11 protein-coding genes are annotated in these 12,925 nt (G+C 66.6%); 6 read left to right on the top strand and 5 right to left on the bottom strand.

What is annotated here, in order from left to right; all coding sequences use genetic code 11:
• Window positions 1-860, top strand: an 860-nt coding sequence (locus ON43_RS31515) for an AAA family ATPase (RefSeq protein ID WP_157514255.1), incomplete at its 5' end; no start/stop codon positions are given.
• A 58-nt stretch (window positions 861-918) separates the two neighbouring features.
• Here the strand turns inward: ON43_RS31515 and ON43_RS31510 are convergent.
• Entirely contained in the window at window positions 919-1,527 is a 609-nt protein-coding gene (locus ON43_RS31510) for a YbhB/YbcL family Raf kinase inhibitor-like protein (RefSeq protein WP_245568835.1), read from the bottom strand.
• Between the two features lie 130 nt (window positions 1,528-1,657).
• Here ON43_RS31510 and ON43_RS31505 point away from each other — a divergent pair, with 130 nt between their 5' ends.
• Both ON43_RS31505 and ON43_RS31500 read left to right on the top strand, forming a co-directional pair.
• Window positions 1,658-2,161, top strand: a complete 504-nt coding sequence (locus ON43_RS31505) for a PaaI family thioesterase (RefSeq protein WP_051179496.1) — start codon at window positions 1,658-1,660, stop codon at window positions 2,159-2,161.
• A 125-nt stretch (window positions 2,162-2,286) separates the two neighbouring features.
• Window positions 2,287-3,516 (top strand): RNA-guided endonuclease InsQ/TnpB family protein, encoded by a 1,230-nt coding sequence (locus tag ON43_RS31500; protein WP_063712664.1) that lies wholly within the window; start codon window positions 2,287-2,289, stop codon window positions 3,514-3,516.
• Between the two features lie 245 nt (window positions 3,517-3,761).
• On the opposite strand, the gene ON43_RS31495 is transcribed toward ON43_RS31500, so the two are convergent.
• The 3 genes from ON43_RS31495 to glpK (ON43_RS31485) all read right to left on the bottom strand — a co-directional run bounded on the left by ON43_RS31495 (window position 3,762) and on the right by glpK (ON43_RS31485) (window position 8,063).
• Window positions 3,762-4,592, bottom strand: a complete 831-nt coding sequence (locus tag ON43_RS31495; RefSeq protein ID WP_040813281.1) for an MIP/aquaporin family protein — start codon at window positions 4,590-4,592, stop codon at window positions 3,762-3,764.
• A 213-nt stretch (window positions 4,593-4,805) separates the two neighbouring features.
• The gene (glpD, locus tag ON43_RS31490; RefSeq protein ID WP_040813280.1) at window positions 4,806-6,482 is read right to left on the bottom strand and encodes a glycerol-3-phosphate dehydrogenase; all 1,677 of its coding nucleotides are present in this window, start codon (window positions 6,480-6,482) and stop codon (window positions 4,806-4,808) included.
• A gap of 42 nt (window positions 6,483-6,524) precedes the next feature.
• Window positions 6,525-8,063 carry a glycerol kinase GlpK gene (gene glpK, locus ON43_RS31485; RefSeq protein WP_040813279.1) on the bottom strand — a complete coding sequence of 513 codons (1,539 nt, stop codon included), beginning with the start codon at window positions 8,061-8,063 and terminating at the stop codon, window positions 6,525-6,527.
• Window positions 8,064-8,235: 172 nt separating this feature from the next.
• Between glpK (ON43_RS31485) and ON43_RS31480 the strand changes: the two genes are divergently transcribed.
• From ON43_RS31480 to ON43_RS31470, 3 genes are read left to right on the top strand one after another with little or no spacing between them, the layout of a single operon-like run.
• Window positions 8,236-9,000 (top strand): IclR family transcriptional regulator, encoded by a 765-nt coding sequence (locus tag ON43_RS31480; RefSeq protein WP_040813278.1) that lies wholly within the window; start codon window positions 8,236-8,238, stop codon window positions 8,998-9,000.
• Window positions 8,997-10,511 carry a glycerol kinase GlpK gene (gene glpK, locus ON43_RS31475; protein ID WP_040813277.1) on the top strand — a complete coding sequence of 505 codons (1,515 nt, stop codon included), beginning with the start codon at window positions 8,997-8,999 and terminating at the stop codon, window positions 10,509-10,511. Before ON43_RS31480 ends, glpK (ON43_RS31475) begins: the two co-directional genes overlap by 4 nt.
• 10 nt (window positions 10,512-10,521) lie before the next feature.
• Entirely contained in the window at window positions 10,522-11,367 is an 846-nt protein-coding gene (locus ON43_RS31470; protein ID WP_040813339.1) for a DUF72 domain-containing protein, read from the top strand.
• A gap of 286 nt (window positions 11,368-11,653) precedes the next feature.
• On the opposite strand, the gene ON43_RS31465 is transcribed toward ON43_RS31470, so the two are convergent.
• On the bottom strand, window positions 11,654-12,652 hold the full coding sequence (locus ON43_RS31465; protein WP_040813276.1) for an acyl-ACP desaturase: 999 nt from the start codon (window positions 12,650-12,652) through the stop codon (window positions 11,654-11,656).
• Window positions 12,653-12,925 lie beyond the last annotated feature (273 nt).

Below are 12,925 nucleotides of genomic sequence, written 5' to 3'. Positions count from 1 at the left end.
CGAGGGACCGGCTCATCCGCTTCGACATGAGCGAGTTCCAGGAGAAGCACACCGTGTCGCGTCTCGTCGGCGCGCCGCCCGGATACGTGGGCTACGACGATGCCGCGCAGCTCACCGACAAGGTGCGCCGCCAGCCGTACTCGGTGATCCTGTTCGACGAGGTCGAGAAGGCGCACCCGGACGTGTTCAATGTCCTGCTCCAGCTGCTCGACGACGGCCGCGTCACCGACTCCAAGGGCCGCACCGTCGATTTCAAGAACACCATCGTCATTCTCACCAGCAATATCGGCTCCGACCTCATCCTGTCGGCGAAAGACGGTGACCTGGAGGCGATCACGCCGCAGCTGGAGGAGCGCCTGCGCAAGCAGTTCCGCCCCGAATTCCTCAACCGCCTCGACGAGCAGATCATCTTCCACCGCCTCGACAAGTCCCAACTCCGCAATATCGTCGGCCTGGTCCTCGACGGCACCCGCCGCCGCCTGCACGCCCAGGACATCGCCCTCGACGTCTCGGAGAAGGCCATGGACTGGTTGGCGGACAACGGATATCAGCCAGAATTCGGCGCCCGCCCGCTACGCCGGACCGTCCAGAAGCAACTCGACAACGCCCTCTCGAAGAAGCTCCTCGACGGCTCCCTCGCCCCCGGCGACACGGTCCGCATCGACGCGGACGACGACGGCCTCCAGATCGAGGCGATCCACCACACCGGCGGCAAGAAGACCGCCGCCAAGATCACCGAAGAGTCGATCGCGACCGTCGGCAAGGGCGGAAAAGCCAAGTCCGCCAGCGGAAACGGCAACGGCCACAGCAAGAACGGCCATGCCAAGACCGCCGGTAAGTCATCTTCGTCCAAGAGCTGAACCGAATCCCCGACAGCGTCGCGCCGGAATCATTCCGGCGCGGCGCTTTTGGTTCCGGTCACTGCTGGGCGGTCACGATCATGCGGGCATAGCCGATGGTCTGGCGGTTCAGCGCGAAGGCGGCGAGGGCGGGTGGGGTGTTGGCGGGGAGGCCGAGGGTGGGGGTGCTCAAGGCCAGGACGGTGATCCAGTAGTGGTGGATGCCGTCGCCGGTGGGCGGGCAGGGGCCGAGGTAGCCGGTGATGCCTAGGTCGTTGGTGCCGGAGACGGCGTTGGGGGCGGCGGCAAGGTCGGTTGACGTGGCGGGGATGTCCCAGGTCAGCCAATGCCAGAAGCCGCTGCCGGTGGGGGCGTCGGCGTCGAACATGGTGACCGCGAAGCTTTTCGCGTCGGCGGGCGCGCCGGACCACTGCACCTTCGGGGCCTGATTGCCGCCCTGGCAGCCGTTGGAGTTGGCCCATAGTGCTTGCGGCAGGGCCTGTCCGTCCTTCAGATCCGGGCTGGAGACGTCGAACTTCTTGGCAGAATCCGGGATGCCCGACCGAACCGTAGGCGTGGCCTTGTCGTGTTCGGAGTGGTCGGTGCTCGATCCGCAGGCGGTGGTCCCGACGGCCACGGCTGCCAGAACGCCGCAGGCCGCGGCGAGGGAGCGGGAAGTGCGGTTCACGTGGACATTCTCCCACTGTGACCAATATGCGAAACGAAAATCCCGATATATGGGATGAATTCCGACGAAGTTCGGCATGTCGTTCCGGGCGGGTCGTGCGCCATTTTTGAATATGAGTTAAATTCTTGGCATGGATCATGATCGCGACGCCGGACCGCTGCCCCTGGGCGACCAGGTCGCCGACGGACCCTTCCCGCCGCATCACCCCGGCTGCTTCGGCTGCGGCCCCGCGAACCCGGCCTCCCCGGGCATCGTCTTCGAACGCCGCGGCGACACGGTCCTGGGCACCCTCACCCTGGACGAGCGCCACCAGGGCGCGCCCGGCGTGGCCCACGGCGGCATTCTCGCCGCCGCCCTCGACGACGCCTGCGGCGCGATCCTGGTCCCCCTGCGCCAGCCCGCCGTCACGGTCAAGCTGGACGTGAACTTCCACGCCCCCGCCCGCCTGCACCGCGACTTCGTGGTGACCGCGGTGCTCGCCGCCCGCGAGGGCCGCAAGCTCTTCATCGACACCACGCTGACCGATGGCGACACCGTGATCGCCACCGGCCGAGCGATTTTCGTCGCCGTCGCCACCGAGCACTTCCTGAGCCTCGGCGCGGAGCCCGGAGACCTGTCCAGCATCGGAGTCTGACCGGTGCGATGCGCGAAAGCCCGGTCTTTCGAGGCCGGGTTAGCGCATCGGAGTTTTTGTCGGTGGGTGTCGATAGTGTTGTCCGAGTTCTGAACTGCTCGACCTACGCAAGGGGGTGAGTCGTCGTGTCGATCCTGCAGCGTGCCTATCCGTCCGCCGACCTGGTGGAGGTGCTGAACATGCATCTGGGTCACGCGCGCTACCTCTACAACCTCGGGCTGGAACAGCGCGGCTACCACGTCAAAGGCCAGGCGTTGCGGCTGAACGCCGCTCAGCAGCAACGTGAATTGGCAGAGGCCCGTAAGGAATTCGATTGGTTGCGGGCAGGGTCGTCGTCGGTGCAGCAGGCCGCGTTGCGGGATCTGGATCGGGCCTTCCGGAACTTCTTTGCCCGCCGGGCCGGCTATCCGAGGTTCAAGAAGCGTCACCGGGGGCGTGAGAGTTTCGTGGTGCGGGATCTGGTGGTGCGTCGGTTGAACAAGCGCTGGGGCGAGGTGGTCATTCCGAAATCGGCGACCCGGCTGCGGTTCCGTGTCACGGTGGCGTGGGATCGGATCGCCGCCGCGAAATCGGCGCGGGTCACCTTCGGCAATGGTGTGTGGCACGTGTCGTTCGTGACAGCACCACCGGAGAAGATGGCTTCCGTGAGTGACGATGTCCTGGGTGTGGACCGGGGCGTGGCGAACTCGATCGCCACCAGCGATGGCGAATTCGCTACCGCGCCTGGGCTTTCGCAGGGGCAACAGCGGCGCGCGAAGGCGCTCCAGCGCAAGCTGGCGCGTCAGCGGCGTGGCTCGCGAGCCCGTGAGGAGACCAAACGTCAGCTGGGCAAGCTGCGTCTGGTCGACCGCAACCGTAAGACCGAGTGGGTGGAGCAGACCACCACGCGTCTCGCCCGCGCCTACACCGGGTTCGCCCTGGAGAAGCTGCCGATCAAGAACATGGTCAAGAAACCCGCGCCCCGGCCGGACCCGGACCAGCCAGGCCGGTTTCTGCCCAACGGGCGGGCGGCCAAGCGGGGTCTGGCGCGGGGGATCATGTCCTCGTGCTGGGGTGAGTTCGCGCGCCGGTTGGCCGACAAGTCGAGCGTGGTGTTCGTACCCGCGGCGAACACGTCCCGGACGTGTGTGCCGTGCGGCCACATTTCGGCCGGAAACCGTCAGAGCCAAGCGGTGTTCCGGTGCGAGAACTGCGACCACGAAGCGCACGCGGATACCAACGCGGCGATCAACATCCGCAATAGAGCGTTTCCAGAACCCGAGGGCATCGGGGGATCGGGTGCGGAAGTCTCCCACTCGGGAGCGGCACCAACCAGTGGGCTAATCGCGAGAAACACCCCACTCCCTCTCGTTTGAGGGAATCCCGGCTCTTCAGGGCCGGGAGGATGTCAACTCGTAGAACTTGTGTGTGTGGGTGGTGGTGCTGCTGGTGCTGCCGAAACCGAACCGCTGTCCTGGGACAGCTCCAGGTAAGTGATTTCCCCGCCGCTCATGCTGTACTTCGTGCTTCGCGCTCAATCGATGTGCCGCGAAAATTAACAAGGCCCACCGACATTCGGCGTTCTGCCGAGGTCGATGGGCCTTGGGGAGGAGCTGGGGGACTACATGTACCACTGGGCGACGAGGCCCGCGAGCGCGCCGCCGACGAGGGGGCCGAGGACCGGCACCCAGGCGTAGGACCAGTCGGCGTTCTTCTCGGTGGAGGAGATCGGGTCGCCGGGGCTCTCCTCGATGACCCGCTGGGCCGCACCGCCGGCGGTCACGTCGGCCGGAATCCGTTCCGGCAGCACGTTGGCCGCGCGCCGAGTGGGCAGCAGGGCGTAGGCGATGCGCGGGCCGAGGTCGCGGGCCGGGTTGATGGCGTAGCCGGTCGGGCCGCCCAGCGACGCGCCGATGCCGACCACCAGCAGCGCCGCGGCCAGCGGGCCCAGGCCGCTGGGGGTCTTGCCGAAGGCGAGGATCACGAAGACCAGCACGAAGGTGGCGATCACCTCGGTGAGGAAGTTCCAGGTGTAGGAGCGGATGGCCGGGCCGGTGGAGAACACGCCCAGCTTCTTGCCCTCGTCGGGCTCCTCGTCGAAGTGCTTCTTGTAGACCACGTAGGCGGCGCAGGCGCCGAGGAAGGCGCCGACCAGCTGACCCGACAGGTAGGCAACGGTATTGGTGAAATTCACCTCGATACCGGGCGCGTATTCCTTTGCGCCGGAGAACAGATTGCCGATGGTGACCGCGGGATTGAGATGGCCGCCGGTCTTGTAGGCGACATAGACGCCGCCGAAAACGCCGAGACCCCAACCGAAGGTGATGAGCAGCCAGCCGCCGTCGAAGCCTTTCGACTTGGCCAGCACCACATTGGCAACTACACCGGCGCCCAGGAGTATCAGTACTCCGGTACCCAGTGCCTCACTGACAAAGATAGAGCTGAAGCCCATTGATTCGCCTTCCGTTCGGCGTCCGATGCCACTCTGAACCAGACTCTACGGTCTTTCGCTCAGCAAACCTTTAGAAACACGCTAGAGGTAAATGGACGCTGAACACAAGTTCTGAAAACAATTCCGGCGCAATGGAATTCAGCTCACCGAGATACGGCTGTAGCGCCGCACGAAATTTCTCGTGCGGCGCTACAGCGCTCTATGTATCGGAAATCAAGCAGTGGCGACCAGGCGTGCCGCATTGGCCGCCTCGTCGTCCTTCTCCTCGTTAGCGGCCAGCTCGGCGTGCACGCGGTCGAAGTACCGGTTGATCTCGTTGTTGGTGCGCTCGTCGGTCCAGCCCAGGTGCGGCGCGATGAGACGGGCGATCTCCGGGGCCGCCTTCAGGCCGCGGTCGGGCACCTCGATGGAGATGCGGGTGCGGCGGGTGAGCAGGTCGTCCAGGTGCAGCGCGCCCTCGTGGGTGGCGGCGTAGACGGCCTCGGCCCCGATGTAGTCCTCCGCGCCCGGAATCGGCTGGCGCAGTTCGGGAACCGCGGCGACCAGGTCGAAGATCTCCTCCGACAGCGAGCCGTAGCGGCCCAGCAGGTGCTCCACGGTCTCCACCGGCAGCTCGGCCCGCGCGGCCACGTCGGCGATGGACGCCAGCATGTCCTGGTAGCCGACCGCGCCCAGGATGGGCAGGTTGCCGGTCACCGACGGCGCGACATCGCTGCCCAGGCGCTCGGCGGCGGCGTCCACCACGTCGGCGGCCATCACCCGGTAGGTGGTGTACTTGCCGCCCGCGATGACGAACAGGCCCGGGGCCGGCTCGGCCACCGCGTGCTCGCGCGAGAGCTTGGAGGTCTCCTTGGACGCGCCGGTCATGAGCGGCCGCAGGCCCGCGTAGGTGCCGACGATGTCGGCGCGGGTGAGCGGTTCGCGCAGCAGCGAATTGACGTGGTCGAGGATGTACTGCACGTCCCCGGCGGTGGCGGTCGGGTGATCCTTGTCCAGCGACCAGTCGGTATCGGTGGTGCCGATGATCCAGTGCTCGGCCCACGGAATCACGAACAGCACGGACTTCTCGGTCTTCATGGCGATGCCGGTGCCCATATCCAGCTTCTCCCGCGGCACCATGATGTGCACGCCCTTCGACATGCGCACGTGGAACGGGAAGTCGACGCCGGTCATCTTGATCATGTCGTCGGTCCACACGCCGGTCGCCGAGATCACGGTCTTGGCCCGGATGCTGTGCTCCAGACCGGTTTCCAGATCCATGACCTTCGCGCCCACGACCTTCTCGCCGTCGCGCAGCAGGCCGGTGACCTTGGTGCGGGTCAGCACAGTCGCGCCGTGCTGGGCCGCGGTGCGGGCGATCATCATGGTGTGGCGGGCGTCGTCGACCTGGGCGTCGTAGTAGCGGATGGCGCCGGTCATGGCGTCTTCCTTGAGCGCCGGGGCCAATTCCAGTGCCTTGGAACGGCTCAGGTGCTTGTGCATCGGAACCGAGCGCGCGCCGCCCATGGTGTCGTAGAGGGCGATGCCCGCGCCGATGTAGAAGCGCTCGTAGTGCTTCTGCAGCGGGAACAGGAACGAGACCGGGTGCACCAGGTGCGGGGCCAGCTTGTTCAGCAGCAGCCCGCGCTCCTTCAAAGCCTCACGGACCAAGGCGAAGTCGTACTGCTCGAGGTAGCGCAGGCCACCGTGGATGAGCTTGGAGGAGCGGCTCGAGGTGCCGGCGGCGAAGTCGCGCGCCTCGACCAGGGTGACGGACAGGCCACGCGAGGCGGCGTCCAGGGCGGCACCCGCTCCGGTCACTCCACCACCGATCACGAGCACGTCGATTTCGGTGTCGCCGAGCGAATCAATCGCCCTGGCGCGGTAGGCGGGATCCAATTGTGCGGACACGAAACAACTCCTTGTTATCGGTGATGTGAAGTCTTCTGGGGCTCAGCGCCGCTGGTCGTCGTCATCGTCGAGATCGACCCAGTCGAGGGTGCGCGAGACCGCCTTGAGCCAACGCGCGTAACCCTTCTGGCGCTGTTCCTCGGTCCAGGTGGGCTGCCAGTTCTTGTCCTCGTGCCAGTTGGCGACGAGTTCGTCTGTGTTGCGCCAGAATCCGACCGCCAGACCCGCGGCGTAGGCCGCGCCGAGCGCGGTGGTCTCCGAGACCACTGGCCGCGAGACCGGAACTCCGAGGAAGTCGGACTGGATCTGCATGGCCAGCTCATTGGCGGTGACGCCGCCGTCCACGCGCAGGGTGTCGAGTTTCACGCCCGAGTCCTGCTGCATGGCCTCGACCACGTCGCGGGTCTGATAGGCGATGGATTCCAGTGTGGCCCTGGCGATGTGGGCGTTATTGCTGTAGCGCGACAGGCCCACGATCGCGCCGCGGGCATCCGCGCGCCAGTAGGGGGCGAACAGTCCGGAGAAGGCGGGCACGAAGTAGACGCCGCCATTGTCGTGGACCTGACGGGCCAGGGCCTCAACCCTTTCCGCGCCGGAGATGATGCCGAGCTGATCGCGCAGCCACTGCACGGCCGACCCGGTGACGGCGATGGAGCCCTCCAGCGCGTACACCGGCTTCTCGTCGCCGAACTGGTAGGCGACGGTGGTCAGCAGGCCGTGCTTGGAGTGCACGATCTCGGTACCGGTATTGAGCATCAGGAAGTTACCGGTGCCGTAGGTGTTCTTGGCCTCGCCGGGGCGGAAGCAGACCTGGCCGACGGTGGCGGCCTGCTGGTCGCCGAGCACACCGGCGATCTTCACCGACGCCTTGAAGGGACCGTCGGGATAGGTGGTGCCGAAGCCCTCCGGATTCGAGGACGGCGCGATGCGCGGCAGCATGGCCCGCGGCACCCCGAACAGGGCGAGCAATTCGTCGTCCCAGTCCAGGGTTTCGAGGTTCATAAGCATGGTGCGCGAGGCATTGGTCGGATCGGTGATGTGCACGCCGCCGTGGACGCCGCCGGTGAGATTCCAGATCAGCCAGGTGTCGGGGGTGCCGAAGAGGGCGTCGCCGTTCTCGGCGTCTTCCCGGACGCCGGGGACATTGTCGAGGATCCACTTGAGCTTGCCGCCGGAGAAGTACGGCGCGGGCGGCAGACCGGCCTTGTCGCGGATCAGATCGCCCTTGCCGGCCTTCTCGATATCGGCGACGATGCGGTCGGTGCGGGTGTCCTGCCAGACGATGGCGTTGTAGTAGGGGACTCCGGTGCGGCGGTCCCACACGATGGTGGTTTCGCGCTGATTGGTGACGCCGACCGCGGCCAGATCGGCGGCGGTGAGGCGCGCGCCGGCGAGGGCGCTCTTGATGACGGTGCGGGTGCGTTCCCAGATCTCTGCCGGATTGTGCTCCACCCACCCGGCCTGCGGGAGAATCTGCTCGTGCTCGAGCTGATGGCGGGCAACTACATTGCCGCCGTGGTCGAACACCATGAATCGCGTGGAGGTCGTGCCCTGATCAATGGCTCCGACATACTGCGTCATCGCGGTCCTCTCCGGAAACTCGACGTTGAGTTCTGTTTGCCCGGGTCCCCGGGGTGGCGGCGGGCGTGGGCGCGGGTGAGACCGGCCCGACGTCCACGCTACGAAGTGGAACGTCATCCGCACAGGCGACGCGTTCGACAATGCCGAACGGTTTGCTGATAGGTTTCTGAACATGCCGGGTCCGATTCAGTCGATCGAGCGCGCGGCGGCCATTCTGCGGCTGCTCGCGCGCGGGTCCGGGCGCATGGGGGTGGGGGAGATCGCGGCGGCGCTGGGACTGGCCAAGCCGACCGCGCACGGGATCCTGCGGACGCTGCAAGGCGTGGGGTTCGTGGATCAGGACGCGGTGAGCGGCAAGTACCAGTTGAGCCCGGCGCTGCAGGATCTCGGGGCGGGGCACCTGGACGCGAATGAACTGCGGTCCCGGGCCATCAACCGGGCCGACGCCCTCGCGGCGCGGAGCGGGGAATCGGTGCGGATCGCCGCGCCGGTGGACGGGGGAGTGGTGGTGATCCATCACGTCTTCCGGCCCGACAACACCGAGCAGGAATTGGCGGTGGGGGAGGAATTGCCGCCGCACGCAACGGCTTTGGGGAAGGTGCTGCTGGCCTACGACGGCGAGCTGGCCGATTCCGTGCGCGAGGGCGGGCTGCCCGCGCTGACCCATCGCACCATCACCGATCCGATCGCGTTGCGGCGGGCCATTTCCGAGGTCAGGCGCACCGGATGGGCCGGGGATATCGGCGAATACCGCTCCGGTGAGGCGAGCGTCGCCGCGCCGATCCGGTCGCGGGGTGGTTTGGTGGTGGGTGCCATCGGTATCACCGGGCCGGTCGACCGGCTCTGCGACGGGCAGTTGCGTTTCCGGCCCGCGCCGATCGGTCAGGTCCGCGATGCGGCGGCGGCGGTTTCACGCGATCTCGGAGGTTCCCAGTGAGTCAGAAGTATGTGCTCGCCATCGATCAGGGCACCACCTCCACCCGCGCCATCCTCTTCGATCAGCGGGCCCGGCTGACCGGGGTGGCACAGCGCGAGCACAAGCAGCACTATCCGCGGCCGGGCTGGATGGAGCAGGACGCGCTGGAGATCTGGCGCAATGTGGAGCGCATCGTTCCTGCGGCACTGCGGGATTCGGGTATCACGCTGGATCAGGTGGCGGCCGTCGGGATCGCGAATCAGCGCGAGACCACCGTGGTGTGGGACGCGCGCACCGGGACTCCCATCGGGCGGGCCATCGTCTGGCAGGACGTGCGCACCGAGGAGCTCGTCGAGCGCATGCGGGAATCCGGTGGGGCGGAACGGATTCGGGAGCTGTGCGGCCTGCCGTTGGCGACCTACTTCGCCGCGCCGCGCCTGCGGTGGCTGCTGGATCGCACGCCGGGACTGCGTGAGCGGGCCGAACGCGGCGAGGTGCTGTTCGGCACCATGGAGACCTGGCTCATCTGGAACCTCACCGGCGGAGCCGATCACGGGGTGCATGTCACCGATGTGACCAACGCTGGACGCACGTTGCTGATGAACCTGTCCACGCTGGAATGGGACGATGAACTGTTGCGGTTCTTCGATATTCCCAAGGCCATGCTGCCGCGCATTCAGCCTTCGACCGGTGAATTCGGTACCGCGCGAAGGGTTTTGCCCGGTGTGCGGATCGCGGCGGCGCTGGGGGATCAGCACGCGGCGCTGTTCGGGCAGACCTGTTTCGCGCCCGGTGAGACCGAATGCACCTACGGCACAGGCGGATTCCTGCTCATGAACACCGGGCGGGAGCTGGTGCGCTCCAAGCACGGGCTGCTGACCACCATCGGCTATCAGATCGGTCCGGAACCGGTGTACGCGCTGGAGGGGCCGATCGCGGTGACCGGCTCACTGGTGCAATGGCTTCGGGACAATATCGGTCTGATCGCCAGCGCGCCCGAGATCGAAACCCTCGCGGGCACAGTGCAAGACAATGGTGGCTGCTATCTCGTGCCCGCCTTCTCCGGCCTGTACGCCCCGCACTGGCGCAGCGACGCGCGCGGGCTGCTGATCGGCCTCACCTCGTATATCACCAAGGGGCACATCGCCCGCGCGGTGCTCGAGGCGACGGCCTGGCAGACGCGCGATGTCGTCGAGGCCATGAACGCCGACTCCGGGCTGAGCGCCGAGGCGCTGCGGGTGGCAGGTGGTATGACCTCCGACAACCTGCTCATGCAGATCATTGCCGATGTCCTCGACATACCGGTCATGCGTCCCATCGTGGCCGAGACCGTCTCGCTGGGCGCGGCCTACGCGGCAGGCCTGGCGGTCGGTTATTGGCCGGATCTCGAGGGGCTGCGCCACAATTGGCGCGTCGCGGCGCAGTGGTTGCCGCGGATGGATTCGGCCTTGCGCGCCGAAGAATACGACAACTGGAAGCGGGCGGTGGAGCTTACCTTTGGTTGGCTGCGGCCCAGGAAGTCTTTGACTTAACGTGGCAGATATGCGGCTTTTTATTGGTTGCGCGATGTGGACACACCCGGATTGGCAGGAGAAGCCGCTACCCCCGAACGAACGGTTGCGCAACTACGCCTCCTGGTGCAACGCGGTCGAGGGCAACACCACCTTCTACGCCACCCCGCAGCGCCGCACCGTCGAATCCTGGGCCCGCCAAACCGATCCCGACTTCCGCTTCGTGATGAAGCTGCCCCGCACCATCACCCACGACCGCCGCCTCGCAGGCGTAGACGACGAGATGACCCACTTCCTCGACGCCATCGAGCCCCTCGGCCGCCGCCTGCACGCGCTCTGGGTGCAGCTCCCCGCGTCCTTCACCAACCTGCCCGCCCTGGCCCACCTGCTCGACGGCCTGCCCACCCACTACCGCTGCGCCGTCGAGGTCCGCCACCCGGTCTTCTTCGAAAACCCCCGCGCCACAGCCCAACTCGAGCAGGTCCTGGAGGCCGCGGGCGCGGAGTGGATCCCCTTCGACACCACGGTCCTCTTCGCCAGCCCTGCCGCCAGCCCCGCCGAATACGAGGCCCGCACCAAGAAGCCCAACAACCCCCGCCGCACCCGCGCCCTCACCGAATTCCCCATGGTCCGCTACCACGGCCGCGACGACCTCGCCGCCACCGTCGAGGGCTGGCAACCCTGGATCGACACCACCGTCGCCTGGCTCCGAGAAGGCCGCTCCCCAACGATTTTCATCCACACCCCCGACAACGCCGCCTCCCGAGACCTGGCCCGCCGCTTCCACGCCGAAGTCCGCACCCACCTCCCCGACCTCGAGCCCCTCCCCGACCCCCTCCCCGACCCCCTCCCCACCGAGCCACCCACCCTGTTCTAGCGGGCTGCTTGCGCCGCGCACAGTTCGGCCGGGGTCGAAGAGTGGCGGCAGCACACCTGCGGCATGGCACCGAGCAGAGAAGGAGATGTGGACATCTCCGATGCCACACGGCATCTGGCGGATCCGGCCCGGGCGCGAATGCCGACGGTGCCGCCTGCAACGCGGCCCGCCAACCGGGTTCGGCGCTCGGTGTGGTCGTCGTACTGCTCGCCCGGCAGGCCCCGAAACGACGAGTGGCGCAGGGGAGGGGCGGACGCGCACCCCTTTCCCTGCGCCACTCGGGACTTCAGCCGATCAGGACGGAATCCTTCTCTGCCCGTTGGGCTTCGCGCGCCAGCGAGCGGTCGCGCTGCTCCTCGAAGCGGACCACGTCCTTGCGCAGCTTGTCGAGGAACTCACCGAGTTCGTTGCGGCGGCGGTCGCCGAAGGCGCCGAAGTCGGTGCGGTCGAAGATGTTCCACTTCTTGAGGTTGGGCAGCAGCACTTCTTCCAGATGCTGGCGCAGGTCGTAGATGCCGTGCTTGGCCATGAGCACGCCGTTGCGGCGGAAGTTGGGCATGCCCATGCCGGGCATCTGGAAGGCCATGATGATGTTGGTGATGGCGTCGATGGCCTGGTCCGGCGAGAGGTCCAGGGCCGCACCGCAGATATTGCGGTAGAAGATCATATGCAGGTTCTCGTCGGCGGCGATGCGCTGCAGCATGCGGTCCGCCACGGGGTCGTCGCACACCTTTCCGGTATTGCGGTGCGAAACGCGCGTGGCCAATTCCTGGAAAGTCACATAAGCGACAGAGTGCATGAATCCGGCATCGGCATTGACGTGGGCGGGATTTTCGGCCTTCTTGACCAGATGTGCGGGGTTGTAGCCATTGGTCATGTGGATCATGCGCGCCTGCTCCAGTGCCACCGGATCCACGCCGCGCGTCACCACCAGGTAGTCGCGCATGACGATGCCGTGCCGGTTCTCCTCGGCGGTCCAGCGGCCGACCCAGGTGCCCCAGGCGCCGTCCTGTGAGAAGTTCTCAGCGATTTCCCGGTGGTAGCTGGGCAGATTGTCCTCGGTGAGCAGATTGGTGATCATGGCCGCCTTGGCCACCTCGCTGAGCTGCGACTGTTCCGGATCCCAGTCCACCCCATCCATTGCTGCGAAGTTGCGCCCTAGCTCCCATGGGACGTAGTCGTGTGGGTTCCAGGGCTTGGCCATCGATAGATGGCGGTTCACGTTCTGCTCGGCAATCGGCTCCAACTCGATGAGCAGCTCCAACTGCGTGAGACTCCTGGCCACGATGGTGTGCCCTCCCTCGAAATGGCTAGACCCTGCGGGAATGGTGCTGGAGAGAATGCTGGAGATCCGGCGATCGCCGCTGCGGCGGAGGGGCCCCGGGGATTGAAAAGGGATGCCCGCGTGTCGCTTAATGGAACCGGTCGGCTTAGCCTCGGATAATCTAGCCCAGTTCGCCGAAGATTGGCTTCATACCCCGCCGATGCGTGCCTGGCCGGGTGCTCTCGTTAGTCGCATACCAGTCCTTGACAGTCCACGCGGATCCACATCTGGTTC

The sequence above is a fragment of the Nocardia concava NBRC 100430 genome (assembly GCF_000308815.1).
In the GTDB taxonomy this organism is placed as follows: Bacteria; Actinomycetota; Actinomycetes; order Mycobacteriales; family Mycobacteriaceae; genus Nocardia; species Nocardia concava.
This window is presented reverse-complemented; position numbering and strand designations above follow the sequence as displayed.

Excerpts from the sequence above, each read along its gene's own strand:
- glpK (WP_040813279.1), bottom strand. The coding sequence starts at position 8,063 with ATGACGCAGTATGTCGGAGCCATTGATCAGGGCACGACCTCCACGCGA.
- ON43_RS31505 (WP_051179496.1), top strand. The coding sequence starts at position 1,658 with ATGGATCATGATCGCGACGCCGGACCGCTGCCCCTGGGCGACCAGGTC.
- ON43_RS31495 (WP_040813281.1), bottom strand. The coding sequence starts at position 4,592 with ATGGGCTTCAGCTCTATCTTTGTCAGTGAGGCACTGGGTACCGGAGTA.
- ON43_RS31480 (WP_040813278.1), top strand. The coding sequence starts at position 8,236 with ATGCCGGGTCCGATTCAGTCGATCGAGCGCGCGGCGGCCATTCTGCGG.
- ON43_RS31470 (WP_040813339.1), top strand. The coding sequence starts at position 10,522 with ATGCGGCTTTTTATTGGTTGCGCGATGTGGACACACCCGGATTGGCAG.